The sequence below is a fragment of the Nocardiopsis sp. NPDC006198 genome (genome assembly GCF_040613895.1).
GTDB lineage: Bacteria > Actinomycetota > Actinomycetes > Streptosporangiales > Streptosporangiaceae > Nocardiopsis > Nocardiopsis tropica.
In genome coordinates this window covers 76346-102376 of the sequence record NZ_JBEXSY010000016.1, presented here as the reverse complement: position 1 = coordinate 102376, position 26031 = coordinate 76346, and the positions used below count along the sequence as shown (strand labels likewise).

19 protein-coding genes are annotated in these 26031 nt (G+C 74.7%); 9 read left to right on the top strand and 10 right to left on the bottom strand.

The window, feature by feature from the left end; genetic code table 11:
- Positions 1-107: 107 nt before the first annotated feature.
- Positions 108-773 (top strand): TetR/AcrR family transcriptional regulator, encoded by a 666-nt coding sequence (locus ABZ234_RS13855; protein WP_355012248.1) that lies wholly within the window; start codon positions 108-110, stop codon positions 771-773.
- A 144-nt stretch (positions 774-917) separates the two neighbouring features.
- Here ABZ234_RS13855 and ABZ234_RS13850 read toward each other — a convergent pair whose 3' ends face one another.
- The 8 genes from ABZ234_RS13850 to ABZ234_RS13815 all read right to left on the bottom strand — a co-directional run bounded on the left by ABZ234_RS13850 (position 918) and on the right by ABZ234_RS13815 (position 15513).
- On the bottom strand, positions 918-2639 hold the full coding sequence (locus tag ABZ234_RS13850) for a serine/threonine-protein kinase (protein ID WP_355012247.1): 1722 nt from the start codon (positions 2637-2639) through the stop codon (positions 918-920).
- A gap of 40 nt (positions 2640-2679) precedes the next feature.
- Positions 2680-4998 (bottom strand): serine/threonine-protein kinase, encoded by a 2319-nt coding sequence (locus ABZ234_RS13845; protein ID WP_355012246.1) that lies wholly within the window; start codon positions 4996-4998, stop codon positions 2680-2682.
- Positions 4999-5169: 171 nt separating this feature from the next.
- Positions 5170-6528, bottom strand: coding sequence for a hypothetical protein (locus tag ABZ234_RS13840; protein WP_355012245.1), 1359 nt, complete (start codon positions 6526-6528; stop codon positions 5170-5172).
- The gene (locus ABZ234_RS13835) at positions 6518-8536 is read right to left on the bottom strand and encodes a hypothetical protein (protein WP_355012244.1); all 2019 of its coding nucleotides are present in this window, start codon (positions 8534-8536) and stop codon (positions 6518-6520) included. The genes ABZ234_RS13840 and ABZ234_RS13835 overlap by 11 nt, the downstream gene beginning before the upstream one ends.
- A 35-nt stretch (positions 8537-8571) precedes the next feature.
- Positions 8572-10563 (bottom strand): hypothetical protein, encoded by a 1992-nt coding sequence (locus ABZ234_RS13830; protein ID WP_355012243.1) that lies wholly within the window; start codon positions 10561-10563, stop codon positions 8572-8574.
- A gap of 145 nt (positions 10564-10708) precedes the next feature.
- A complete protein-coding gene (locus tag ABZ234_RS13825) occupies positions 10709-11134 on the bottom strand; it encodes an SRPBCC family protein (RefSeq protein WP_355012242.1) in 426 nt (141 codons plus the stop codon).
- A 323-nt stretch (positions 11135-11457) separates the two neighbouring features.
- Positions 11458-14181: an aconitate hydratase AcnA gene (gene acnA, locus ABZ234_RS13820; RefSeq protein WP_352985123.1), complete on the bottom strand. Its 2724-nt coding sequence runs from the start codon at positions 14179-14181 to the stop codon at positions 11458-11460.
- A gap of 396 nt (positions 14182-14577) precedes the next feature.
- A complete protein-coding gene (locus ABZ234_RS13815) occupies positions 14578-15513 on the bottom strand; it encodes an LLM class F420-dependent oxidoreductase (RefSeq protein WP_355012241.1) in 936 nt (311 codons plus the stop codon).
- 125 nt (positions 15514-15638) lie between these two features.
- Here ABZ234_RS13815 and ABZ234_RS13810 point away from each other — a divergent pair, with 125 nt between their 5' ends.
- From ABZ234_RS13810 to ABZ234_RS13785, 6 genes are all read left to right on the top strand, one after another.
- Positions 15639-16226: an RNA polymerase sigma factor gene (locus ABZ234_RS13810; protein WP_267949149.1), complete on the top strand. Its 588-nt coding sequence runs from the start codon at positions 15639-15641 to the stop codon at positions 16224-16226.
- A complete protein-coding gene (locus ABZ234_RS13805) occupies positions 16223-17023 on the top strand; it encodes a zf-HC2 domain-containing protein (protein ID WP_355012240.1) in 801 nt (266 codons plus the stop codon). The genes ABZ234_RS13810 and ABZ234_RS13805 overlap by 4 nt, the downstream gene beginning before the upstream one ends.
- The gene (locus ABZ234_RS13800; RefSeq protein ID WP_355012239.1) at positions 17020-17994 is read left to right on the top strand and encodes an ATP-binding cassette domain-containing protein; all 975 of its coding nucleotides are present in this window, start codon (positions 17020-17022) and stop codon (positions 17992-17994) included. Before ABZ234_RS13805 ends, ABZ234_RS13800 begins: the two co-directional genes overlap by 4 nt.
- Entirely contained in the window at positions 17991-19619 is a 1629-nt protein-coding gene (locus ABZ234_RS13795) for a hypothetical protein (RefSeq protein WP_355012238.1), read from the top strand. Before ABZ234_RS13800 ends, ABZ234_RS13795 begins: the two co-directional genes overlap by 4 nt.
- A 200-nt stretch (positions 19620-19819) precedes the next feature.
- Positions 19820-20971 (top strand): hypothetical protein, encoded by a 1152-nt coding sequence (locus ABZ234_RS13790; protein WP_355012237.1) that lies wholly within the window; start codon positions 19820-19822, stop codon positions 20969-20971.
- 342 nt (positions 20972-21313) lie between these two features.
- On the top strand, positions 21314-22252 hold the full coding sequence (locus tag ABZ234_RS13785; RefSeq protein ID WP_355012236.1) for an EamA family transporter: 939 nt from the start codon (positions 21314-21316) through the stop codon (positions 22250-22252).
- Positions 22253-22544: 292 nt separating this feature from the next.
- On the opposite strand, the gene ABZ234_RS13780 is transcribed toward ABZ234_RS13785, so the two are convergent.
- Positions 22545-22925 carry a DUF427 domain-containing protein gene (locus tag ABZ234_RS13780; RefSeq protein WP_267949143.1) on the bottom strand — a complete coding sequence of 127 codons (381 nt, stop codon included), beginning with the start codon at positions 22923-22925 and terminating at the stop codon, positions 22545-22547.
- A 122-nt stretch (positions 22926-23047) separates the two neighbouring features.
- Positions 23048-24340, bottom strand: coding sequence for a class I SAM-dependent RNA methyltransferase (locus ABZ234_RS13775; RefSeq protein WP_267949142.1), 1293 nt, complete (start codon positions 24338-24340; stop codon positions 23048-23050).
- A 225-nt stretch (positions 24341-24565) separates the two neighbouring features.
- On the opposite strand from ABZ234_RS13775, the gene ABZ234_RS13770 reads away from it, so the two are divergent.
- Positions 24566-25261: a TrkA family potassium uptake protein gene (locus ABZ234_RS13770; protein ID WP_355012235.1), complete on the top strand. Its 696-nt coding sequence runs from the start codon at positions 24566-24568 to the stop codon at positions 25259-25261.
- Positions 25254-25946: a TrkA family potassium uptake protein gene (locus ABZ234_RS13765; RefSeq protein WP_355012234.1), complete on the top strand. Its 693-nt coding sequence runs from the start codon at positions 25254-25256 to the stop codon at positions 25944-25946. The genes ABZ234_RS13770 and ABZ234_RS13765 overlap by 8 nt, the downstream gene beginning before the upstream one ends.
- The last annotated feature ends 85 nt before the right edge of the window (positions 25947-26031 follow it).

Below are 26031 nucleotides of genomic sequence, written 5' to 3'. Positions count from 1 at the left end.
CGTATTATTTGTTTTGCACGTCGCTTCCGTCAAGGGGCAAGTAGGATCGCCTTGTACCCGACCGACCGTTCACCTCCCCCGTGGGACGAGTCCAGCCGAGGAGGAGCATGACGACCCGGACCGACGGCCGCCTGCAGCGGGGCGACCAGACCCGGCGGGCGGTCCTGGACCGCGCGGTGGACATCGCCTCGGTGGAAGGCCTGGAGGGGCTCTCCCTGGGCCGGCTGTCCAAGGAGCTGCGGATCAGCAAGAGCGGGGTGTTCGCGCACTTCGGGTCCAAGGAGGAGCTCCAGCTCGCCGCCGTCGAGGCCGGCAGGGCGGTCTTCGTCCGCCACGTCGTGCGCGAGGCGCTGCGCACCCGGCCGGGCGTCGAACGCCTGTGGCGGCTGTGCGAGGACTGGCTCGCCTACTCCCGGGACCGGGTCTTCTCCGGCGGGTGCTTCTTCTACACCGTCACCGCCGAGTTCGAGTCCCGCCCGGGCCGGGTCCGCGACGCCCTCGTGGAGACCCACCGCGAGTGGCGCGACCTGCTCACCCGGACCGCCGAGGACGCCCGCCAGCTGGGCGAGCTCGTCCCCGGGGCCGATCCCGCGCTGCTCGCCTTCGAGCTGCGCGCGTTCCTGGACACCGCCAACGCGGTCTCCCTGCTGGAGGACGACAGGGACGCGCCCTACGCGATGGCGCGCACCGCCGTCACCGCCCGGCTGGACGCCCTGACCCCGCCGGACTCCCCCAGGCCCTGGACCGGGCGACCGTCCGCCGCGGCCGGGTGACCCCCGTCGGCCCTGCCCCGCGCCCCCGGGCGGCACGCAGCCCCCTGGAGGCGCCGGGCGGTCGACGACCGTGAGCGCCCCGGCCTCCGCCGAGGCCGCCGCGCGCAGCGCGCCGGAGCGGCGCCGCTCCGGCGGGCGCCGGACTCACCGGCCGGGCGCCCCCGGCCGGGGCGCGCAGATCTCCCTGGCCCTTCGCAGGTCCTCCTCCATCGCCCGCAGCCCGGCCCCCAGTGCGGGGAGCGGCAGGTTCTCGAGACGGCGCAGCCTCTCCCTGCGCTCCTCCCTCCCCCCGTGCGCGCGGGAGTCGAGGCGTGACAGCAGCAGCCAGCCCGCCCCGCAGGCGGTGGCCGCCACGAACAGGAGACCCGGATCCACGCCCTCCCCCCAGGCCACGAGGGCGAAGGCCGCGAGGACCAGCACCGCCCCGAGGACGCCCAGCACGCCCTTGCCGAACGCGTAGGCCTCCTGTCTGCGCACCGTCGCGCGCAGGCCGTCGGCCTCGCCCCGCACCGCCGCGGTGTGCTCCCGCCACTGCCGCTGCCGGTGGGCGACCCTGAGCACCGTGGGGACCACCGCGTAGACCGCTGCCGCGTGCCCGGCCCGCGGAGGGCCCGAGGCGTACTCCACCCGGGTCCACAGGATCCGCGTCCACTCACCGACCCCCGGCAGACCGCCGGGGTCCGGCGGGACCGCCAGCCCGGGGTTGAGCAGGAAGGTCAGGATCAGGGCCGGGTCCACACGGTGGTGGCCGCCCTCCCACCCGCCGAGGCTCCCGGTCAGCTCGCGGACGAACCCGTTCCCCACGCGCTCGCCCTCCTCCAGGTCCCGGGCGAGGGCGAACAGCGCTCCGTCCCCGGCGATTTCCGCCATCCTCCGCAGCTCCGCGGGCCGGGCCAGCGGCCGGAACTCGGCGGCCGCCGCATCACCCGCGAGCAGGGGCCCGGGGTCGTCGAAGAGCTTGCGCAGGTCCTCGATGCCGCGGAACCGCGACAGCATCTCCTCGGTCGCGGGCCCGGAGGGCACGGCGTCGCCGACCGGTTCGACGGACGCTGCCCGGGGCGCGGGGAGTGCGGCCAGGGGATCGCCCGTGATGAGGTGGTGGAGCAGGACCTTGGCGTCGGGCCTGTGCTCCGGTCTCCTGAGCAGACAGGTACGGAGGGTCTCCCGGAGCGGCTCGGGCACACCGTCGAGGTCGGGTTCCCCGGAGAGGACGCGCGCGATGCGGGCGGCCTGGGTCGGCCCGGGGAAGGCCTCCTTGCCCGTCGCGGCGTAGACCATCACCGACCCCCACGAGAAGACGTCGACCGCCGAGGTGAGGCGCTCCCCCTCCAGCTGCTCGGGCGCCATGTAGCCCACCGTGCCGATGATCCCGCTGGCGGTCACGGAGGTGGTCTCCAGGGCGCGGGCGATGCCGAAGTCGATCACCCGCGGGCCGTCCGCGGCCAGCATGATGTTGTCCGGCTTCAGGTCGCGGTGCACGACACCGGCCGCGTGGATAGCGGCGAGGGCGGTGGCCGTGCCGACGGCGAGGCGCTGGAGCTCGACGCCGGCGCGCGGCCCGTCCCCCTTCACCGCGGCCTGGAGGGTGGGGCCGTCGATGAACTCGGTCGCGATCCACGGCTCCGCCGCCTCCGGATCGGCGTCCAGGATCGCCGCGATGCAGAAACCGTCCACCCTGCGGGCCTGCTCCACCTCGGCGGTGAAGCGGCGCCGCATCTCCGGATCCCCCGCCCACGTGGCGTGCAGCACCTTGACGGCCGCACGGCTCCCGTCCGGCGCCTCCCCCAGGAACACCTCGCCGAAGCCCCCGCGCCCCAACGAGCGCACGAGGCGGTAGTCCCCTGCGGTACGACCAGGGTCGTCCACGGTTCTCCCTCTCCTGTTGTGTCCGCCTGGGCGGATCGGGTCAGACCCCGCAGATCGCACGCGCCTTCCGCAGATCGCCGTTGATGCGGGTGACCCCCGTGGTCAGCTGGGGCAGCTGTGCCGCCACCCCGTTCAGTTCCTGGTAGCGCTGGTGGCGCCGGGCGGGACCGCCCGAGACGACGCGGACGGCGGTCCCCGCGCCGACCACTCCGGCCACGCCCATGACCCCGACGACCACCAGCAGGCCGGTCAGGGTACCGTCCGCCGACGCGAGCCCCATGACGATCCCGGCCGGGAGGCCGAGCACCGCGACCCGGCAGACCCTCAGCGCGAGGACCAGCTTCTCCTGGATGTCGACCTTGCGCCGCAGCGCCTCGTGCCGGGCGCCGACCGTGCCGTGGCGGTCCTCCCAGTGCCTGCGCTGCTCGGCGAGCGCCCGCAGGGTGGGCAGCGCGCCGTAGACCACGGCCGCGCACCCGGCGTCGGCCGGCGCGGGGGCGTTCCGGACGCGGCCCCAGAGGATGTCGATCCACTCGCCCACGCCCCTGTCGCCGCCGTCGCCGGGCGGCACCAGCCGGTCCGGGTGCAGCAGGAACGCGAGGATCAGGGCGGCGCTGACGCTCACGCGCGCCGTGCGCCACCCCTCGAGCTCGGAGGTGAGCTGGTCGTGGAAGGCGTTGCCGGCGCGTTCGGCCTCGTCGAGCCGGTCCGCCAGCCTCGTCAGCTCCCCGGAGTCGTCCCCGTGGTGGGCGCCCAGGATCCTGAGCACACCGGGCCTGGCCAGAAGCACCATCTCGTTGGCCAGGGGCGCGCCGGTGAGGAGCGGGCGCGGGTCGGTGAACAGCTCCCCGAGCTCGGCCACGGTGGCGCCCCGGCCCCGGAAGACCGGCGGCAGGTCGGGGCGCAGCTGCGCGATGAACGAGGCGAGCGCCAGGTTGGCGTCGTTGTTGACGTGGCCGCGGAAGAGGGACCGGTCCAGGACGGTGTCGCCGAGGTCGTCGACGAGCCAGGCGCCCAGCGCGGCGCGCTGGGCGGGGTCCTGGAAGACCTGGACGGCGGAGCCCCAGTTCTGCTGCATGGCCTCCGCGAGGTCGCGGGGGTCGGTGAAGCGGACGCCGTGGAAGTGGTAAGGCGGCACCCCGCCCTCACGGTACGTCGAGGGGGCGGGGAGGCCGGGCGCACCGGTCCGCGGTCCCGGGTGGAACGGCGGGGGGTACGGCGGCGGCGTGGGCGTGCCCGGCGCCGTGTAGGGCGGCGGGCCCCCGCGGGCGCCGGAGGCGTGCCCCGGTGCGGGCGGCGCGTGGCCGGCGGCGTGCGCACGCGCCGCGTCCGGCGCCGACCGGGTGTAGGCCCGGGTGGGGTCCACGGGGGCCTGCGGGGCCACCCTGGTGGGGTCGACCTGCGGGGGCGCGTCGCCGGCGATCCTGGTGCGCTCCACGCCGACGCGGGTGCCGCCGTCGGGCGCGGCCTCCGGGCGCCCGGCGGCGGGGAACGCCCCGTGGGTCCCGGTACCGGGCGCGGGCCCGCCGTTCGCCGGGGCGGAGATCAGCCGGTTGAGGAGGGTCGCGGCGTCGGGGCGCCGGTCGGGGTCCTTGTCCAGGCAGGAGCGGACGATTCCGGCCAGCGGTTCGCCCAGGGGCCCCAGGTCGGGCTCCCCGCCCAGGATGCGGGCGATGCGCGAGGCCTGGGTGGGCCCGTGGAAGGCCTCCTTGCCCGTCGCGGCGTAGACCATCACCGACCCCCACGAGAAGATGTCCACGGCCGAGGTGAGCCGGGCCCCCTCCAGCTGCTCGGGCGCCATGTAGCCGATCGTCCCGACCACGCCGCTGGCGGTCACGGAGGTGGTCTCGACGGCGCGGGCGATGCCGAAGTCGATCACCCGGGGGCCGTCCGCGGCCAGCATGATGTTGTCCGGCTTCAGGTCGCGGTGCACGACACCGGCCGCGTGGATGGCCGCCAGCGCGGTCGCGGTGGAGATCGCCAGCCGGTGCAGTTCCACCCCGGTGCGGGGGCCGTCGTGGGCGACGGCGGCCTGGAGGGTGGGGCCGTCGATGAACTCGGTCGCGATCCACGGCTCCGCCGCCTCCGGATCGGCGTCCAGGATCGCCGCGATGCAGAAACCGCTCACCCTGCGGGCCTGCTCCACCTCGGTGGTGAAGCGGCGCCGCATCTCCGGGTCGCCCGCCCACGTGGTGTGCAGCACCTTGACGGCCGCACGGCTCCCGTCCGGGGCCTCCCCCAGGAACACCTCGCCGAAGCCCCCGCGCCCCAACGAGCGCACGAGGCGGTAGTGGCCGACGGTCCGGCCCGATGACCTTCCCGCCCCGGCGCCCCCGGCCTGGTTCTGGAGGTCGTCCACCGTCCAGCCCTCGATTCGTCGTCGTGCTTCCCCCTGGATGGCCCGAGACGGGCCCGTGGGAACTATAGCCAGGTTCCGGCTGTCCCGAATCCGGTCGCCGCCCTGTTCCGGGGCGTCGGCCCGGGGCGGCGGGAGCGCCCGGACAGCCGGCCCGCGGTGGGGCGGACGGGGTCAGCGGGACCTGACGTTGCGCGTGTGGTCGCCCCTCTGGATGCGTTCGACCAGGTCGTCGGTGAGGGTTCCGTACCCGGTGGCCGCCCACACGCTGTCGCTCGCGGGCACCTCGTAGTACGGGACCGTCCGGCCCTCGTGCTCGGCCGGCAGGACGACGGGGCGCACGCGTCCGCGGACGGCCTTGGCGCACTCCTCGCACAGGGGGACGCGGATGGTGCGGGTCCCGCCGAACTCGCGCCAGGCGGTCACCTTGGTGACGGTCCCGTGCAGGGGGTTGGCGTAGCAGTGGCGGCGCCGGACGGCGGACGCCCGCGATCCCCTGGCCGCGTTGTCGATGGCGTCCTCCGCCATGTCCAGGAGGACGAGCACGCCCACGGCGTCGGGCAGGGCGGCGTTGCCGTCCGACATCCTGTCGTGGACCGTGGCCGCGGCGGAGCGGGCGTCCAGGGCGGCGCGCAGGTGCTGCTGCGCCCTCTCCCCCGGGGCGCTGCCCGACTCCAGGCGGCTCAGGCGCTCGCCGACCTCGATGAGGTCCTGCCCGCCCTGCTCCACCAGGGCCTCCAGCTGCGCGCGCTCGGCGTTGGCGAACGCGGCGTGCTGGGCGATCGCGCGGGAGCGCCGCCTCCCCAGGCCCTGGGACGTGCGGCGGTACAGGGGGTAGGCGATCACCGCGATCAGGACCCCGCCGAGGAGCAGGGTGCCCGCCACCAGCCAGCCGCCCGCGGAGCCGGACGACCCGCCCCCTCCGGAGAAGGCGGGGCCCGACCCCCGGTCCGTCCCGCTGCGTTCCTCGTAGCCGGCCACGGCCCTGTCGTAGGCGCCCTCCGCGTCGCCCGACAGTGCGGTCTCCACCGCCACGTCCAGCTGGGCGAGCGCGGTTCCGTCGAAGTCGGTGGCGTAGGAGGCGGTGAGCGCGGCGTAGTGGGCGGTGGTGCCGCCGCCGAAGTCCGTGCCGAAGACGTCGTCGTCCACGGCGAGGTAGGAGCCCGCCGGCGCGCCCCTGCGGTCGTGGACCACCGAGACCAGGGTCTCCACGTCGCCGTTCCAGGGGTCGGCCTCCACCAGGGGGACCGCGATCACGTACAGGTCCAGGTCGGACTCCGCGATGAGCCCGGCGATCCGCTCCTGCTCGGCCTCGGGGATGGCGTTGGCGTAGACCGGGTCGACGTACACGGGGAACTCGTCCAGGGCGTCGGCGATCTCCTGGGAGGGGTTCTCGGCGGGGGCCCCGTCCGCCGGGGCGTCGCTCCCGTTCTGGGCGAGGGCCCCGGACAGGGGGGCCGTGACCAGCCCCGCGCAGGCCAGGGCGGCCAGGAGCCGTGCCGCGTGCCGCGCGGTCGGGAACTCAGCGGGCATCGATCTCCTCCAGGAGTCTCTCGGCCATGCGTGCGGGGCGCTCGGCCCCGAAGTGGTGCCGGACCCACGCGCGGTCGTCCAACGACAGGTAGGACAGTCTCCCGCCCAGGCGGTCCCGGACGTGCAGGACCCTGGCGGCGCGCACCGCCTCGTCCGCCCGCGCGCAGGACTCGCACATGGGCACGCTCCCCTCCGCCACGCGCGACCGCTGGGAGGAGGTGGAGGGCCCGTGCAGCGGGTTGACCCTGCACGGGGCGCGGCCGACGTCTCCCCCGGGGTCCTCCAGGGCGGCCATGACCCGTCGCGAGACGACGACGGCGCCGACGTGGTCGAGGTCGTCCGGGTCGTGCTCCATGGCGATGAGCACCGCCTCCGCCTGCGGCATCAGCTCGCGGGGGATCTCGCCGGCCCGGTCCGAGTCCAACACCTTGCGGAGCGCTCCGCTCTCCCGCAGCGCCATCCGGCGCAGGGCCCGCGGACCGGTCGCGTGGTCCCGGAGGGGCCGGCGGACGAGCAGCCGTGTGAGGGCCACCGCGCCGACCAGGGCCAGGAAGGCCAGCGGGCCGAGGAGCACCACCCCCACGGGGAAGCCCCCGTCGAAGTAGCGCGGCACGCGCGGCCCGGGGGGCTCGATGCCGGAGTCCATGAAGTACGGCGTCCCGACGTACGCGCCCTCGCCCGCCTCGACGCCCTCCAGCGCGTCGAGTGCGGCGTCCAGCGCCAGGGCCGGGCTCGGCTCCTCGATCTCGGAGGTGGCGCTCCACAGTTCGTAGGAGTCCACGGTCCCGAGGCCGACGGGGGAGGCGGAGACGCGGACCCCCTCCTCCGCGTACCGGTGGCCGGCGACGAGGTAGACGGCGTCCTCGCCGCTGACGGAGGCCAGGGCGTGGGCCAGGACCTCGGGGTCGCCGCTGAACTCGTCGGCGGAGTCCATGGGCAGGACCAGCGCGCGCACCGGGACGGGGGCGTCGGCGAGGCGCTCGGCCGTCGCCGCCAGGCCGTCCAGGGGGAGCGGGGTGCGGGGGTCGACGTAGAGGGGCGCGGTGTTCTCCTCCAGTTCCCGGGCGATCTGCTCCACCCTGGCCGTGGACACCACGTAGGGCGGGGAGGAGAACGCCTCCTCCCGGGGGGAGAGGACCTCGGCGCCGCCCTCCGGGACGCTGACGACGTGGGCGAGCGGGGCGAGGGACACCGCCCCGGCCAGGACGACGGTCGCCGCGGCGGTGCCGGTGACGACCGCGACGCCGCCTGCGCCGAGCGCGCCCCGGCGCAGGCGGCGCCAGACGAGGTAGCCGCCCGCGCCGAGCACGAAGCCGCCGAGCGTCCCCGCGAGGAAGCCCGTGTTCCCGGGACCGTTGTGGCTGGTGGGGTCGAGGTCGTCGAGGAAGCCCCGCCACCCCTCGGCGAACCGGTCCCCCGCCGAGGGCGGCCCGTACCGGTCCGCGGCGCCTCCGGCCGCGGGGTCGGTCAGGGCCCGGACGAACCCCTCGGCGACCTGGTCGACGGGGGCGCCGTAGTCGAAGTCCGGGTCGGACAGCAGGGCGCTGCGCGCCTCGTCCACGGGCAGGGCGACGCCGTACGCGGCCACGTCGAACAGGGTGGAGTCGGGGCGCAGGTGGACGTAGACCCCGTCGGAGCCGAGCCGGTCGTGCAGGGCGGGCGGCATCGCGCCTCCCCACTCCGTCCCGGGACCGGGGAAGGGGCTGACGACGACGTGGTAGGGCTCGCCCAGCGTGTCGAAGGCCTCGCGCAGGTCGGCCTCGAGCTCCTCCGGGTCGTGGAGCCCGGACACGGCCTCGTCCACCACGACGGCGGCGCCCTCGGGCTCGTCGGCCATCAGGTCCGCGTAGTACTCGGCGGGGGTCACGCGCGTCTCGTACACGGACGGCGCGTCCGGGGGCGCGGGTTCGGCCGCGGCGGGGGACGCCGTGAAAGGGAGCACCAGCAGGGCCGGGAGGACGGCCAGGGCGGCCGGGAACCGGATGCGGGGGCGGGAGGGACCGGGCATGGGGGTGATCATATCGGGGAGTTTCGGTCATCCCCCTACCCCGCCCGGCCCCCCTCCACCTCGCTCAGGAGGACCTCGACCATGCGGGCGGGGCCGTGCGCGCCGAACCGGTGGCGGATCCACGCCCGTTCGCCCTGGTCCAGGTACGAGCGCCACACCCCGTCCGGGCCCCGCAGTTCCAGCCGCCGGAGCACCCGGCGGTCGTCGGGGAGGGCGGCGCACCCCTCGCAGAGCGACGTCCGCTCGGCCCGCGCCCCGCGCTCCCGCCGCTTGCGGCCCGGCGGGGCGGGGGCGCTTGCGGTGCCCGGGCCGTGCAGGGGGTTGTTCCGGCACGGGGCCCCGTGGACGGGGGCTCCGGGGTCGGCCAGGGCGGCGCGGGCACGGCGCACCAGGACGAGCACACCGACGAGGTCGAGGGCGTCCGGGGACCCCTCCATCACCATGAGCGCCGCCTCGGCCTGGGGCATCAGCCCGTCCGGCAGTGTGCGGCCCTCGGAGAGCTCCCCGGCCAGGGCCGCCGCCTCCCGCTCCGCGAGCGGACGCAGGGTCGCGGCGCCGACCCTGCCCCCCGCGGAGGCTCCGGGACGCCTCCCCAGTGCGACCGCTCCCCAGACGGCTCCCGCGACGAGCGCGCCGACCACCGGTCCCACGAGCAGGAGGGCGAGGAGGAAGCTCTCGGTGAAGCGCGGAAGACGGGGTTCCAGGGGGGTGGAGTCGATCGTGGGAGGGGCGGGCGCCGCGTCGGCGTCGGCGGGGTGGCGCCCGACCTCCCGCAGGACCGTGTCCAGGGCCGCGGCCGGGTCGGCGGCCTCCTCGCCACGGACCTCCTCGAAGAGGGCGTGCCCGTCGACGGGCACGCCGAAGGCCAGCAGGTCCACGGACACCGCCTCGAGGTCGTGGGTGACCACGGCGTAGACGCCGTCCTCGCCCAGCACGTGGTGCCAGGCGTGCAGGAACACGTGCGGGTCGCCGGCGGACTCGTCGCTCCCGGCCATCGGCAGCACGACCGCGCGCACGGGCGTGGGCGCCTCCTCCAGCCGCGCCGCGACCTCCGCCAGGCCCTCGCGCGGGAGGGGCGTGAGCGGGTCGACGTAGAGGCGCTCCTCCCCCATCTGCCCGACCACGCGCTCGACCCGCGCCGTGGAGGCCACGTACGGCGGCTCGGCGCGGACCTCCTCCAGGGGGTCGGGCAGCTCCTGGGGGCCCGGGGGCGCCCCGGTCAGGTGCGCCAGGGACCAGGCCACCGCCGCGGCGGACGGCACGAGCGTCGCGACGGCGGCCGACAGCACCGTCGACCGCACGCCCGCGCCCCGCCGCACCCGCACGACCGCCCACACCGCGCCCACTGTGACCAGCGCCCCGACGGGGGCGCCGACGATCAGGCCCAGGTTCTCCGGACCGACCGACCGGGACGGGTCGAGGTCCTCCACGAACTCCTCCCAGCCCGAGGGCGTGTCCTCACCCGCCTCCCGGGCGGCGACCACCGCGTCGCTCCTGCGCAGGAGGTCGTCCTCGGAGGCGGTGAGCGCCTCGGCGAAGGCGGCCGCCACCTCCCCGAGCGGGGCCCCGTACTCCAGTTCCCCGCGGGTCACCTGCTCCGCCAGGTCCACCGGGAGGTCCGCGCCGTAGGCCCGCACCCCGGCGATCCCGCTGTCGGGGCGCAGGTGGACGTAGATCCCGTCGGCGCCGACCCGGTCGTGCAGGGCCGCCAGCATGTCCGGGGCCCACAGGGACGCCAGGGACTCCGGGAACGGGCTCGCGACGACGTGGTACGGCACGCCCACCGCGCCGAAGGAGCGGTGGAGCCCGGCCTCCAGCTCGGCGGGGTCGTACTCGCCCGCCAGCGCGTCGTCCACGACCACCGCCGCCCCCTCGGGCATGTCCGCCATCAGGGCGGCGTAGTGCTCGGCGGGGGTGACGTGGGTCTCGTACGGCGCGGGCTCCGGCGCGGCGTGGGCGGGGGCGCCCGTCGCGGCGAGGGCGGCGAGCACGGCCGGGACGAGGAGGAGCCGGGGGAGGGCGGGCATGCGGGGAGCATACCTGGAGGTTTCGGTCAGCCCCCTCTCCGGAACGGAGCCGGGGCGGGGACGCGTCCGAGGCCCCCGTACCGCTCGCGGGCGGTGCGGGGGCCTCGGACGTCCCGCTTCCCGGGCCGGAGCCCGGGGCCTGCGGTCAGGCCTTGGACCGGGTGGGCTCCACGAAGGCCTTGAAGCGCTTCATGTCACCCTTGGCACGGGCCTTGACGAGCCCCAGCTTGTCACCGAGCTGCTCCACGGCGCCCTCCGGGACGGTCTTCAGCTGGAGGGTGATCCGGGTGCTCGTGTCCGAGAGGTGGTGGAAGGTCACCACGCCCGCGTGGGTCACGCCGTCGACGGTCTTCCAGGCGATCCGCTCCCCCGGGATCTGCTCGGTGACCACGGCGTCGAACTCGCGCCGCTGGCCGGCGATCTCGATGGTCCAGCGCATGGTGGTGTCACCGGTGCGCACGACCTGGGTCACGCCCTCCATGAAGGAGGGGAACTCCTCGAACCTCGTCCACTGGGCGTAGGCCGCAGTCACCGGGACGTCGACCTCTACCGTCTCCACGATGTCCGACATTGATCGACTCCTTCGCAATAGATTGCGTTTCGTCCTCACCGGGGCCGCTACCCGGCTCCCGGCGTCGCAATCAGGGGATCCGCCCCCGCGGGGCCGCCGGACCACGCACCCGAAACCCCCCGGGGGAACCGTGGGAACCGCTGTGACCTGGGAGAACGTGGAGAGGGCCGACCTCCGGGAAAAGTCGTGAAACGGGTCACCGCACTCCGGGTCGGGGTCCCGCCGCACGCGGACGGGGCCGCCACCGTCGGTCGGACGGTGGCGGCCCCGTGGAACCGCGCTGCGCGCCTGGTGGGCGCCGGCGGAGCCCTGTGCGCCGGTCCCTACTTGGCGATCAGCTGGCGGAGCACGTACTGCAGGATGCCGCCGTTGCGGTAGTAGTCGGCCTCGCCGGGGGTGTCGATCCGCAGGACGGCGTCGAACTCCACCCCGGTGTCGGTGCTGACCCTGACCGTGCTCGGCACGCGTCCCTCGTTCAGCTCGGTCACGCCGGTGACCGAGAAGGTCTCCTCACCGGTCAGGCCGAGGGAGTCCGCGGACTGCCCCTCCGGGAACTGGAGGGGCAGGACGCCCATGCCGATCAGGTTGGAGCGGTGGATGCGCTCGTAGGACTCGGTGATGACCGCGCGGACGCCCAGCAGGCTGGTGCCCTTGGCCGCCCAGTCGCGGGACGAGCCGGAGCCGTACTCCTTGCCGCCCAGGACGACCAGCGGGGTGCCCTGCGCCGCGTAGTTCTGCGCGGCGTCGTAGATGAACGACACCGGGCCGTCGGGCTGGGTGAAGTCGCGGGTGTAGCCGCCCTCCGTGCCCGGCGCGATCTGGTTGCGCAGGCGGATGTTGGCGAACGTGCCGCGGATCATCACCTCGTGGTTGCCGCGGCGGGAGCCGTAGGAGTTGAAGTCGCGGCGCTCCACACCGTTGGACTTCAGGTACTCGGCCGCCGGGGTGCCCGGCTTGATGGCGCCGGCCGGGGAGATGTGGTCGGTGGTGACCGAGTCCCCCAGCTTGGCCAGCACGCGGGCGCCGGAGATGTCGGTGACCGGGGACGGGGTGGTGTCCATGCCGTCGAAGTACGGGGGCTTGCGCACGTACGTCGACTCGGCCTCCCACTCGAAGGTGTTGCCGGTCGGCGTGGGCAGCGAGCGCCAGCGGTCGTCGCCCGCGAACACGTCCGAGTACGCGGACTCGTACATGTCGGAGGCGATCGCGGAGTCCATGACCTCCTGGATCTCCTCGGCGGTCGGCCACACGTCGGCCAGGTAGACCGGCTCGCCGTCCTTGCCGATGCCCAGGGGCTCGGTGGTGATGTCCACGTCGAGCGAACCGGCCAGGGCGTAGGCGACCACCAGCGGCGGCGACGCCAGGTAGTTCATCTTGACGTCCGGGTTGATCCGGCCCTCGAAGTTGCGGTTGCCCGACAGGACCGCGGAGACCGCGAGGTCGTTGTCCTGGACCGCCTGGGAGATCTCCTCCGGCAGCGGGCCGGAGTTGCCGATGCAGGTGGTGCAGCCGTAGCCGACCAGGTTGAAGCCCAGCTTGTCCAGGTACGGGGTCAGGCCGGAGCGCTCGTAGTAGTCGGTGACGACCTTGGAGCCCGGGGCCATGGAGGTCTTCACCCACGGCTTGCGGGACAGGCCCTTCTCCACCGCCTTCTTGGCCAGCAGGGCGGCGCCCAGCATGACCGAGGGGTTGGAGGTGTTGGTGCACGAGGTGATCGCGGCGATCACGACGGCGCCGTGGTCGATCTCGGTCTCGGTGCCGTCGGCCATGGTGACCTTGACGGACTTGTGCGGGCGGGCGCCGTTGGCGGTCTGGGCCGGGGCGTCGGAGGCCGGGAAGGACTCCTCGCCCGCCTCGTCGGCGTCGTCCTGGACGTAGTCGCGGATGTCGTGGCGCCAGGTGTTCTTGGCCTCGGACAGCGCGATGCGGTCCTGCGGGCGCTTGGGGCCGGCGATGGACGGGACGACGTCGCCGAGGTCGAGCTCCAGGTACTCGGAGAACTCGGGCTCGACGGACGGGTCGTGCCAGAAGCCGTTGGCCTTGGCGTAGGCCTCGGTCAGGGCGACCTGCTGCTCGGAGCGGCCGGTCAGGCGCATGTAGCGGATGGTCTCGTCGTCGACCGGGAAGATCGCGGCGGTGGAGCCGAACTCCGGGCTCATGTTGCCGATGGTGGCGCGGTTGGCCAGCGGCACCGACGCGACGCCGTCGCCGTAGAACTCGACGAACTTGCCGACCACGCCGTGCCGGCGCAGCTGCTCGGTGATGGTGAGCACGAGGTCGGTGGCGGTGGTGCCGGGCTTGAGCTGGCCCGTGAGCTTGAAGCCGACCACGCGCGGGATGAGCATGGAGATCGGCTGGCCGAGCATGGCGGCCTCGGCCTCGATGCCGCCCACGCCCCAGCCCAGGATGCCCAGGCCGTTCTGCATGGTGGTGTGGGAGTCCGTGCCCACGCAGGTGTCGGGGTAGGCCTGGCCGTTCCGGCTCATCGTGACGCGGGCCAGGTGCTCGATGTTGGCCTGGTGCACGATGCCGGTGCCGGGCGGGACGACCTTGAACTCGTCGAAGGCGGTCTGGCCCCAGCGCAGGAACTTGTAGCGCTCGTAGTTGCGCTCGTACTCGATCTCGACGTTGCGCTCGAAGGCGTCGGGGCGGCCGAAGAGGTCGACGACGACGGAGTGGTCGATCACGAGCTCGGCGGGAGCGAGCGGGTTGATCTTGTCCGGGTCGCCGCCCAGGTCGCGGACGGCCTCGCGCATGGTGGCGAGGTCGACGACGCAGGGGACGCCGGTGAAGTCCTGCATGATCACCCGCGCGGGGGTGAACTGGATCTCCTGGCTGGGCTGCGCCTTGGCGTCCCAGCCGCCGAGGGCCCGGATGTGCTCGGCGGTGACGTTGGCACCGTCCTCGGTGCGCAGGAGGTTCTCCAGCAGCACCTTCAGGCTGTAGGGAAGCCGCTTGGAGCCCTCCACGGCCTCCAGACGGAAGATCTCGTACGACTCGTCGCCAACGCGCAACGTGTCACGGGCGCCGAAGCTGTTCGTGGACACGGTGTCTGCCTCCTGATCTCGCCACTTTGTCCCCAGCATCCTGCCTCATCAGACGGGTGCGGGACCTGTTGAGGCCGCCCTGGCCGGATGGCCGGGAGCGGAGGACCGCGGGGGTGACCTCCGTTGTCCCCGACCTCCATCATGACCGCTGTGACCTGTGACGACACCACTCGCCACCGGTCAGGCGGCCCACTGGCCACGGGCGCCCACGATGTTCTGGACCGGACGCCGCCGAGCGGTCTACATCACACGCCGGCGCTCGCGTCCGAAACCTGGTGCGGGTCGGGGGGACCCCCGCTGTTATCTTGATGTCAAGGTATCCAACTTGTATCTCGATATCAAGTTATCGGGTGCGGGCCCGGGGCGGGCGGCCACCCCCCGGCAAGCCCCATCCTCTCAGTCCAGTTGCGGCACCACCTGCGACGCGACCAGCTCCAGGTGGTCCAGGTCGGCCATGTCGAGCACCTGGAGGTACATCCGCTCGGCGCCGGCCTCGCCGAAGCGGCCGATCCGATCGACCAACTCGTCGGGCGAGCCCGCCAGGCCGTTCTCCCGGAGTTCGGGGACCTCGCGGCCGATCCGCTCGGCGCGGCGCGCGACCTCCGCCTCGTCGCGGCCCGCGCACAGCACCTGCGCGGCCGAGTACACCATCGGGGCGGTCCTCCCGGAGGCGCGCACCGCCGCACGGGTCCGCTCGAAGGCCGCGGAGGTGTCCTCCAGCGACGAGAACGGCACGTTGTACTCGTCGGCGTGCTTGGCCGCCAGGCGCGGCGTGCGCTTGGGTCCGGTCCCGCCGATCAGCACCGGGGGCCGCGGCCCCTGCTGCGGCTTGGGCAGGGCGGGCCCCTCCGCCAGCCGGTAGTGCTTGCCCTCGTAGCGGAAGGACTCGCCCGCAGGCGTCGACCACAGGCCGGTGATGATGTCCAGCTGCTCCTCGTAGCGGTCGAAGCGCTCGCGGCCGGAGGCGGGGAAGGGGATCCCGTACACCGCGTGCTCCTCCTCGAACCAGCCCGCGCCGAAGCCGAACTCCACGCGGCCGCCGCTCATGCGGTCGACCTGGGCGACGGTGATGGCGAGGGGGCCGGGGTAGCGGAAGGTCGCCGCGGTCATGAGGGTGCCCAGGCGGATGCGGGAGGTGTCGCGGGCCAGTCCCGCCAGGGTGATCCAGGCGTCGGTGGGCCCGGGGAGGCCGCTGACGTGGTCACCCATGTGCAGATAGTGATCGGAACGGAACAGAGCGTCGAAGCCAAGGTCCTCGGCTGCCTTGGCGACGGCGAGCTGATCCTCGTAGGTGGCCCCCTGTTGGGGCTCAAGGAAGATCCTCAGGCGCATACGCCCCATTTTCTCCCACTGCGGGGACCAGACCGAAGCCGCCGCGCGGGTACCGTCGAAAAGGCGCCCCGGGCCCGCCCCGCACCGCCGAACCGATCCGCCCACCCGACGCGATAGCCCTCGATGTGAAGCTGCTCCGCCGCGCGCGCCGCCGCGCCCCCTCCTACGGCCCGGAGAGCACCGACCCGGTGCTCCTGGCGGCCATCGCCGTCGGCGAGACCGAGGCCCTGGAGATCCTGCACCGCAGACACGCGCCCTGGCTCCGCGCACGTCTGCGCTACCGCTGCTCCGACACCGACCAGCTCGACGCCGCGCTCCAGGAGACCTTCCTCGCCGTGTGGAGGAACGCGGGCTCGTTCACGCCCCGTCCCGGCGACACCGACGCCGGGGCCTGGCTGTGGACCATCGCGATCCGACAGCTCATCTCCCAGCTGCGCAAACGGGCCAACCGCTGGATCTCGGACAGCGACACCGAGCCCTACGAGACCATCGGCGACGCCTCCGCCGAGGACACCGTGCTGCTCAACATCGAGCACGGTCCGCTGGGCGCCGCCCTGCACTCCCTCTCCCCCGAGCTGCGCTCGGCCATCCAGGCCACCGTGCTCGACGGGCTCACCGTCCGTGAGGCCGCGCAGATCCTCCAGATCCCCGAGGGAACCGTCAAGACACGGGTCATGCGCGCCAAGGCGCGCCTACGGGAGGCACTGACATGAGCTGGCACCTGACCCCTGCCCAAGCACACGAGTACGCGAGCCACCGGGCCGACGACGTCACGGCCATGTCCGTGGAGGCCCACATCATGCACTGCGCGCCCTGCCGGGACCTGCTCCCCGGCGACGAGGACTGGCTCGCCGAGAGCTGGGCGGGGCTGCGCGACGTCGTGGACCGCCCCCGGCGCGGCGTGGTCGAGACGCTGCTGGCCTCCCTGGGGCTGCGGGAGGGCACCGCCAAGCTGCTGGCCGCGACGCCCGGCCTGTACCGGGCCTGGCTCCTGGCGTCGGTCGTGGTCCTGGTCGCCGCCCTCTTCGCCGCGCACCACCTTCCGCGCGGTTCGCTGGTCTTCACCTTCACCGCCCCGATCGTGCCCCTGGTGGGCGTCGCCCTGGCGTACGGGCGCGGGGTGGACCCGGCCCACGCGCTGACCTCCGTCACCCCGATGGCGGGCCAGCGGCTCCTGTTCCTGCGCACCTGCGCGGTGCTCGTGCCCTCCCTGGCCCTGTGCGCCGCGGTCGCGCTGATGCTGCCCTCGGCCTCCACCCCGTGGACCGCGGCGTTCTGGCTCCTGCCGTCCCTGACGCTCGTCGCGGGATCCCTCGTGCTCAGCCACTGGCTGCACCTGAGCGCCGCCAGCGCGGTCGTCGGGCTGGCGTGGCTGATCGCGCTGGCCTCCATGGTCGTGTCCGAGCACGCGACGCCGCTCCAGCTGCTCGCCCCCCAGGCCCAGGCGTGGTGGGCGACGGCGCTGGCGGCCCTGCTGGGTGCGATCCTGGTGCGTGTGAGGACGGCATGAGCACGGAGACCGCGGGGACCGGGACGGGGGGCGCCGCGCCCTCCCCCTCCGGTGCGCCCTCCGTCCGGCTCCGGGGCCTGGTCCGCCGGTACGGCGCCCGCACCGCCCTGGACGGCGTGGACCTGGACCTGGGCCCCGGGGTGACCGGCCTGCTCGGCCGCAACGGGGCGGGCAAGACCACACTGCTGCGGTGCCTGGCCACGGACCTGGAGGCCACCCGGGGCGAGGTCAGCGTGCTCGGGCGCAACCCCGAGCGGGCCGCCGAGCGCACCGAGATCCGGCGCCGCCTCGGCTACCTGCCGCAGAACCCCGAGTTCTACCCCTACTTCACCGCGTTCGGGCTGCTGGACTACATGGCGGTGCTCAAGGAGCTCGGCGGGCGCCGGGCACGCCACGAGGAGGTGCGGCGCGGCCTGCGGCGGGTCGGCCTCTACGACCGCCGCCACAGCCGCGTCCGGCGCCTCTCGGGCGGGATGCGCCAGCGGCTCGGCCTGGCCGCGGCCCTGCTCGGCGACCCGGAGCTCCTCCTGCTGGACGAACCGACCATCGGCCTGGACCCGGAGCAGCGCATCCGGTTCCGCGGCCTGGTGTCGGAGCTCGCGGTGCACAGCACCGTGGTGCTGTCCACCCACCAGATCGAGGACGTGGCGGCCCTGTGCCAGCGCGTGCTCTGCCTGGACGGGGGGAGGATCATCTTCGACGGCACCCCGGGGCAGCTGGTGGACCGCGCCCGCGGCCACGTCTGGGAGAGGTCCGGGCACCCGGGCGAGGGGCACACGGCCTGGCGCCTGGCCGACGGCCGGTACCGGGTGCTCACCGTGGCGGGATCCGGTCGCGGCCCTTCACCCGCGGGTGCGCCCGGGGGGTCCGGCGACGGCGGGCTCGTCCCGGTCGAGCCCACCCTGGAGGACGCCTACCTGCTGCTGACCGGCGTGGACCGGGACCTCGGGCTGGAGCAGTGCGCACGATGAGCGGAGCCGTCACCGGCCGCGGCGGTGAGGGGCCCGGCGGCGGTCCCCCCGGCGCGGGGCCCGGGAGGCCCCGGACCGCGGCCGCGGGGTCCCGGGGCGCCGGGCCCCTCACCGGGCGCGCCCTCACCTTCGGGCGGCTGTCGTGGTTCACGGCGCTGCGGCTGCTCGTCAGCCCGTTCCTCCTCGTCGCTGGGGCCCTTGCGGTGCTCATGACCCTCTCGACCGCGAACCAGCCCCTCGTGCACACCAGGTCCGACCTGTACGAGAGCGCTGTGACGTCGGCGCTGATCGTGGCCCTGGGCCTGTTCGCCGCTGTGACCTTCCCCGCCATCCGCGAGGTCCGCTACGGACGGAGCCCCGTCGGCCCGCTGGGGCGGACGGGCCGCTTCCTGGCGGTGGGCGCGGGCGCCGCGCTGGTCGGCTGGACGTGCGTGGCGGCGCTCCTGGCGCTGGACGCGTGGCAGTACGCGGGACCGGTGCCTGGCCTGGTGCACCCGCTGTCCCACCTGACGCCGTTCGTCGTGGTGCTGGTCGGCCCGGCGGGGGCGATGGCGCTCGTCGCCTGGACCCGGTCGTACACCCCGCTCCTGCTGATCGCACTGGTCGTGCCCACCTACGGCCTGTACACGATCACGGCCTTCGACACGGCCCAGAGCGTGGACAGGGTCGTCACCCGGGTGCAGTCGCTGGCCCTCATGGCCGTCGACCCGTTCCCGGTGCACTCCCCCGGTGTCCCCGTCCTGGTCCAGCTGTACGCGGCCTACCTGGGGCTGGCAGTCCTGGGACTGGTGGCGCTGGCCCTGGCCGCGACGGGGCGGAGGGCGTCCCGGGCGGCGGCCCTGGGCACGGCCCTCGTGCTCCTGGCCGGCGCCGGCGGCACCGCAGCCCACGGGGCCACCGCCTACACCTGGGGGGTCCCCGTGTCGGACCGCCTCCTGTACGGCGCCGACACCGTCTCCTGCCGGACGCGGGAGGGGGTCACCTACTGCCCCATGCCCGGCTACGAGCCGTGGGTGGAGCAATGGCACGCGGTCCTCGGACCTGTGCTGGCGGCCCTGCCGGAATCCGCGGCCGACGACATGCCCGTGGTGTGGCAGGACAGCACGCGCTTCGACCGCGACCCGGCCGGCCTCCCGCCGTCCAGGGTCGTGGTCTACGACGTGCGCTTCACCGACGGGCCGTGGTGGCGCCTGGACATCCTGGACGGGACCGCCCGCGCCGTCTTCGGCCTCACTCCCCTCTGGGAGTCGCTGTGCCGGGCCGACGGGCAGTCGCGCCTGCTCCTGGCCGCGTGGATGGCGGGGCTGGACCCGAAGTCCGGAGACGACGACCGGCGGAGCAGGAGCGGGATGTTCCTGGGGGAGTACTCCCCCTCCCAGCAGGACCTCGAAGTGCTGCACGTCCTCCTGGAACTGCCCGAGGAGCGGGTGTCCGAGGTCCTCCGGGACCACTGGGAGGAGCTCTCCTCGCCCCGCGGACGCACGGAGGAGCTGGCCGGCCTCCTGGGCATCCCGCTGCGCGGGTCCCCGAACGAGAGCCCGGCGCAGCGCGACTGGGACAGGCTGTTCTCCGGGACGGACATGGCCTACCACGCGAATCCGACCCCCGGGCCCGTGTGCGCCTGACCGGCGCCCGACGGCGGCACACGCTGCCATCGAACCCGATCCGACCAGGGGTTATTAACCGCGCCACAAAACCGCGCCGTCCCTTCCCCGGTGGTCGGGGTCAACTACACTCGCAAATGTCCGAATTGTTGATCATTGTCAGCTTTTATGGACTTCCATCCCTTCTGGAGTTGATCCCTCCCGCGAGCAAGGGGCGTTCCTTGTCTGTTCCCCGTACTCTCACGCGTATCGTGCGCCCCGCCGCCGCCGTCGCCGGCGCGGCCGCCCTGGCCCTCGGCGCGACCGCGCCCGCCCACGCCGACGAGCACTTCCCGGCGACGGCCGGCAGCACCCTCGTCAGCCTGTCCCACCACGGGGGCGGCTCCGTGACGGAGGGGTCCTGGGGCAGGGTCTACGTCGGATCGGACGTGGGGGGCGACTACCCGTCCGCCGACTTCTCCGCCGACCGCGGCGGCGTCGGCGCGCTCGTGGGGACCGGCGGGCCGGTCGAGTCCCGCGTCAACACCACCGCCGCCGGGGACGGCCGCGCCGAGGCGGTCTCCGCCCTCGGCGGCGGTTTCACGCTGGACCTTCCGGGCCATGACGAACCCGCCGTCAGCCTGACCTCGCTGCACAACTCCGTCAGGTGCGACTTCTCGGGCGACCTCGCCTGGGAGAACACGATCGGGAGCTTCGCGGAGGACGACCGCGTCATCTCCGTCTTCGGGACGCCGATCACGGCCGACGCCCCCGAGGTGAACGCCACCGTGGACATCCCCGGCCTCGACACGACGGCCGACGTCACCGTCCTGACCCGCGTGCCGGAGGACCCCTCCGCCGGGCGCGGCGAGGTGTCCACCTCCGTCACGGCCTCCGCGGGCGGGGCCGAGCTGTTCGCCCTGGAGCTCGGCGCCGTCGCCGTGGACTGCCTCGGCGACGGAGGGGCCCCCGGGGCCGACGGCGGGGAGGACGCCGACGGCGGGGACGGACCCGGCGGGGACGACACCGCCGCCGTCCGGGAGGACCCCGCCTCCCCGGAGGCCGGGGAACCCTCCGACGACCCGGACAGCGGGGACGGGACGGACGCGGACGGGGGCGCCCCGGACGGCGGCGCCCGGGCCGACGGGGACGCCCCCGCGGACGGGAGCAGGGACACCGGCGGGGAGCCGCCCGCGGCCCGGGAGAGCCCGGACCCCGTCGGCGCCGCCGACGGTCCCGCGGACCTACCCCTGACCGGCGGCACCCTGGCCGGCCTGGTGACCGCCGGGGTCCTCGCCCTGGGCGGGGGCGGCGCGGCCCTGTACCTCGCCCGCCGCGGCAAGCACGGTGACGGCCCCGGGGACGACACGGGAGACGGGGCGGCGCAGCGCTGAGGACGTTCCGTGGCCGCGTCAGTCGGTCCGCGGTCCCGCCCGGCGGGACACGGAACGGCACGCGGCGCACCGCCCGGACCCCGCCTGGCGGGGACACGGTCCGGGCCGCGGGCGGGCACCCCGCCCGCGGCCCGGGGCGGGGGACGTCCTAGCATGGCCGTGTGAAGAACCACTACTGGCACGTCGTGCTTCCGCCGCTGTGCGCCTGAGCGGGCGCACGCACACCCTTTCCTGACCCCGTCGGAGAGCTTGAACGGCGACCCCCGGTGACCGCACCCGGGTCGCCCCCCGTCGTGCGCCCGTTTCGCCGCCGCCGAAACACACGACGACGAAGGAACCACCGTGCCAGAACACTCCCTTTCCCGGTCCGGCGCACCGACCCGCACCCCCACCGCGCCCCCGCTCCAGGGGCCCCTGCCGATCCTCGCCGCGGCGGTCCTGTGGGGCACCACCGGAACCGCCGCCTCCTTCGCCCCGGCCGAGGCTCCCGCCGCCGCGATCGGCGCGGCCGGCCTGGTCCTGGGCGGCCTGCTCCTGTTCCTCACCGGGAGGGGCTCCACCGCCCTCCTGGCCCGGAGCGACCGGCCCACCCGCTGGGCCCTCGCCCTCGGGGCCCTCGCCGTCGCCGGGTACCCGCTGTCCTTCTACCCGGCCGTGGCGCACGCGGGGGTCGCGGTCGCCACGGTGATCACCCTCGGCAGCGCACCGGTCTTCTCCGGCCTGCTGGCCTGGCTCACCGGGCAGGCCCGGCCCACCGCGCGATGGACGGTCGCGACCGCCTCCGCGGTCCTGGGCTGCGCGGTCCTCGTGCTGGGCTCGGAGCTCGGCGCGGGCGGGACACCGGTACGCCCGACCGGGGTGCTCCTGGCGCTGGCCGCCGGGTTCTCCTACTCCGCCTACGCGCTCGTCGCCGAACGCCTGATCCGGCGGGGCCATCCCTCCCCCGCCGTGATGGGCACCATGTTCGCGGGCGGCGGGATCGCCGTCCTGCCCGTGGTGGCGGCCACCGGAGCGGCCTGGCTGGCCACGGTGGACGGCGCACTGGTCGCCCTGTACCTGGCGGTGTTCACCGTGTTCCTGGCCTACCGCCTGTTCGGGCACGGCCTGCGGCACACCTCCGCCTCCGTGGCGACCACGCTGACCCTCGCGGAGCCCGCCGTGGCCGCCCTGCTGGGAGTGGCCGTGGTCGGTGAGCGGCTGTCCGCGGTGTCCTGGGCAGGGCTCGCCGTGCTCGCCCTCGGCCTGGCCGTCCTGCGCGCGCCCGCCCGCCGCCGCGGCTGAGCCGCCGGACCGCCGCCTCCCCCGGCCCGGCGGCTGGACCGTCGGACCGCCGCCTCCCCCGGCCCGGCGGCTGGACCGTCGGAGAAGGGGCTCGGACCACGGTGGTCCCCGATGACGGGGGGCGGAGGCCGGTGCCGCCTCCCGCCCTGCGAACCGCAGACCGGAGAGCGCAGACAGGCCCGGCACCCGCTCCGCGTCCGGGATCGCACCGCGGTACGCCCCCGCGGAACGGGGAGGGGCGCGGACGCAGCAGCGCCCGGGGTAGTGCGCCCCGGGCCCCGACGCGTGGGCCTCAGCCCGGGGCGTCGACCTCGATCTCGATCCGGCCGGGGTAGAAGGCGAGGTACGAGCCGATCTCGGCGACGATCTGGTACGGCTCCTCGTAGGTCCACACGGCGTCGGTGAGCTCCTCGCCGCCCGGCACCGCGAGCGTGTAGTAGGCGGCGGTCCCCTTGAAGGGGCAGTAGGTGGAGGTCTGCGTGCGCCGCAGGAGGGAGCGGTCGACGTCGGCGAGCGGGACGTACTGGACGGGCCGGTAGTCCGCCTCGAGCAGGGTCAGAGCGGCGGTGGTGTCGGCGACGACCAGCCCGCCGACGCGCACCACGACCCGCCCGGTGGTGGGTTCGACGGTGATGGGGTGGTCGGGCCCGGGGATCCTCGTGTCGTGTGCCATGGCCTGTGCGTTCCCTTCGGTCTCCCGTGTACCCGGCCACTGTACGGCGGCCGGCGCCGGAACGGGCCCGGGGACGCGGAGGGTTCGACGGGGCCGGGAACGCGGTCCCGGCCCCGGGGCCTCTAGCCCTGGTCCTCGCGGTGGCGGCGGGCCGGGTTCACGGGCTCCAGCACCGCCAGGCACTCCACGTGGTGCGTCATCGGGAAGGCGTCGAACGCCCTCAGGTCCACCAGGTTGTACCCGGAACGCGCGAACTCCGCGATGTCGCGGGCGAGCGTGGCGGGGTCGCAGGAGACGTAGGCGATCCTGCGCGGACGCGTCCCGGCGATGGAGCGGACGACCTTGGTCCCGGCGCCCGCGCGGGGCGGGTCCAGGGCGACGACGTCGGCCCGCACGTCGGCCCACTCGCGCAGCTGGGCGGCCACGTCGTTCTGCTCGACGCGGACCTGCTCCAGGTCCTTGAGGTTGTAGCGGGCGTCGCGGACGGCCTCGGCGCCGCTCTCCACGCCCATGACACGGCCCTCCGGACCCACGGCGTCGCCCAGGGCGCCGGTGAACAGTCCGGCGCCGCAGTACAGGTCCATGGCGGTCTCGCCGGGCTTGGGCTCCAGCGCCGCCAGCACCGCGTCGGTGAGGGTCACGCCCGCCGCCGGGTGGACCTGCCAGAAGCCGCCCGCGCTGACACGGAACTCGCGGCCGTTGACGGTCTCGCGCACCCCGCGGCGGCCCTTCACCTGCTGCACGCGCCCGCCCTTGAAGCGGCGCAGCACAGCGCTGGACGCCTTGAGGTCGGGAAGCGCACTCAGCCTGGCCTTGGTGGGGGTGATGACGACGGCGCGGTCGGCGCAGGTCGAGGAGGCGACGGCCTCCACGTCCTTGGTGTCCTCCCACGTCACGTCGGTGACGCCCAGTTCGGCCACACCGGGGTGGGCGATCAGGCAGCGGTCGACCGGCTCGATGTCGTGGGAGCGGTGGCGCCGCAGCCCCGCGTGGCCGTCGGTGTCCACGGAGAAGCGGACCCGCGTGCGCCAGCCCAGGCCGTCGGGGGTGCCGGGAAGCTCCTCGACGACGACGGCGCGCTCGATGCCGGCGATGTGGCGCAGCTGCTCGGCGACGACCTCGCCCTTGAGCCGGCGCTGGGCCTCCAGGGAGGCGTGCTGCCAGTCGCAGCCCCCGCACTTGCCGGGGCCGGAGAACTCGCAGGGGGCCTCGACCCGGTCCGGGGAGGCGGACAGGACGTCGACGGCCTCGCCGCGCAGGAACCGCGTGGTCTCCTCGGTGACGCGGACGCGGACCCGCTCGCCCGGGAGGGCGTGGCGGACGAAGACGACCTGGTCGTTGTGGCGGCCCACACACCAGCCCCCGTGCGCCACGTCGTCTACTGTCAGCTCGAACTCATTGCCCACACGGGTCATCGCTTCGTCCTTGGGTGGTCGGGTCGGGTCACGTTCCGGGTGACCCTGCGCGCACAGCCACCAAGCGTCCCCAATCTACCCGCCCCCGGGTACCGCCCGCGCTGTTCAGCCGTGTACGCGAGGGCCGGGGGCCGTCGCGCGCGCCGGACCGATGTGTGCCATGGTGTGACTGTGAGGGCACGCGGGACCACAGCGTGCGGCTGTCTCGACGGGAGTGCGGGCGAGGTGCACATCGTGATCATGGGGTGCGGTCGCGTGGGATCCACGCTGGCGCACACGCTGGTGGACCTGGGCCACACCGTGGCGGTGATCGACCAGGACCCCGAGGCTTTCCGGCGGCTGCGCGGCTCCGTCTCCAAGCACGCGGTCCGCGGCGCGGGGCACGACCGCGAGGTCCTGATGTCCGCCGGGATCGACCGCGCGGGCGCGTTCGCCGCGGTCAGCAACGGCGACAACTCCAACATCATCGCCGCCCGGGTGGCGCGCGAGGCGTTCGGGGTCGAGAACGTGGTGGCGCGGATCTACGACCCGCGCCGCGCGGAGGTCTACCAGCGCCTGGGCATCCCCACCGTCGCGACGGTGCGGTGGACGGCCGACGCCTTCCTGCGCCGGATGGTGCCGGGCGACGACCGGCTCACCGCGGGCCCGGAGTGGCAGGACGCGTCCGGGACGCTGGCGATGAACGAGGCGCCGCTGCCGAAGGGGTGGGCGGGCGCCCGCGTCGGCGAACTCGAGGAGGCCGCCCCGCTGCGGGTGGTGTACCTGGTACGGCGGGGACGGATCGTCCTCGCCGGGTCCGACGTGCGCCTGGAGGAGGACGACGTCCTGCACGTGGTCGGGCACGGCCGCGAACCGGACTCCCTCCCCGAGCGGCCGGACGGGTCGCCGCGGGTGCCGGGCGACGAGACGGGACGTGGGTGAGATGCGGATCGCCATCGCGGGAGCGGGGAGTGTGGGGCGCTCCATCGCCAAGGAGTTGGCGGGCAGCGGCCACGACGTGCTGCTGATCGACCGGGACACCCGGGCCATCGGGGTGGACGACCTGCCCGAGGTGGAGTGGCTGCTGGCCGACGCGTGCGAGCTGGCGACCCTGGAGGACGCCCGCCTGGGCGACTTCGACGTGGTCGTCGCCGCCAGCAGCGACGACAAGGTCAACCTGGTGGTGTCCCTGCTGGCCAAGACCGAGTTCGGCGTGGGCCGGGTGATCGCCAGGATCAACGAGCCCGACAACGAGTGGCTGTTCAACGAGACGTGGGGCGTGGACCTGGCGGTCTCGCCGCCGAGGCTGATCGCCGACCTGGTCGAGGGAGCCCCCGAGGACGACCCGGACGAGGAGGGGACGCTGCCCCCGCTGCCGGGGGCGGAGATCGCCGAGTCGGTGCTGCACGCCGCCAGCCCGTTCGCGGGGACCGCGGAGTCCGAGCTGAGCGCGGCGCTGCCGGAGGGCGTGGCGCTGGTCGCCGTGCTCGGCCCCGGCGGGGTGCGCCCGCCCGACCCCGGTCGGAACCTGTCGGTGGGCGACACGGTGGTGTTCCTGGCCGACCCCGAGGCGCTGGGACCGTTGGAGGTCCTGCTCGGCCCCGTGGACGACGCCGCGGACGCCTGACCCCGGCCCTCAGGGGGCTGCGGGGAGCGCGGCCCCCGCGCCGGACCGGTCCCCGGACGTCGGACCGGTCACCGGGAGACCGGGC

Bases quoted from the DNA above. Each gene is read 5' to 3' on its own strand.
- ABZ234_RS13855 (WP_355012248.1), top strand. From the start codon at position 108: ATGACGACCCGGACCGACGGCCGCCTGCAGCGGGGCGACCAGACCCGG.
- ABZ234_RS13840 (WP_355012245.1), bottom strand. From the start codon at position 6,528: ATGCCCGCTGAGTTCCCGACCGCGCGGCACGCGGCACGGCTCCTGGCC.
- ABZ234_RS13835 (WP_355012244.1), bottom strand. From the start codon at position 8,536: ATGCCCGGTCCCTCCCGCCCCCGCATCCGGTTCCCGGCCGCCCTGGCC.
- ABZ234_RS13830 (WP_355012243.1), bottom strand. From the start codon at position 10,563: ATGCCCGCCCTCCCCCGGCTCCTCCTCGTCCCGGCCGTGCTCGCCGCC.
- ABZ234_RS13825 (WP_355012242.1), bottom strand. From the start codon at position 11,134: ATGTCGGACATCGTGGAGACGGTAGAGGTCGACGTCCCGGTGACTGCG.
- ABZ234_RS13815 (WP_355012241.1), bottom strand. From the start codon at position 15,513: ATGCGCCTGAGGATCTTCCTTGAGCCCCAACAGGGGGCCACCTACGAG.
- ABZ234_RS13805 (WP_355012240.1), top strand. From the start codon at position 16,223: ATGAGCTGGCACCTGACCCCTGCCCAAGCACACGAGTACGCGAGCCAC.
- ABZ234_RS13800 (WP_355012239.1), top strand. From the start codon at position 17,020: ATGAGCACGGAGACCGCGGGGACCGGGACGGGGGGCGCCGCGCCCTCC.
- ABZ234_RS13795 (WP_355012238.1), top strand. From the start codon at position 17,991: ATGAGCGGAGCCGTCACCGGCCGCGGCGGTGAGGGGCCCGGCGGCGGT.
- ABZ234_RS13780 (WP_267949143.1), bottom strand. From the start codon at position 22,925: ATGGCACACGACACGAGGATCCCCGGGCCCGACCACCCCATCACCGTC.
- ABZ234_RS13775 (WP_267949142.1), bottom strand. From the start codon at position 24,340: ATGACCCGTGTGGGCAATGAGTTCGAGCTGACAGTAGACGACGTGGCG.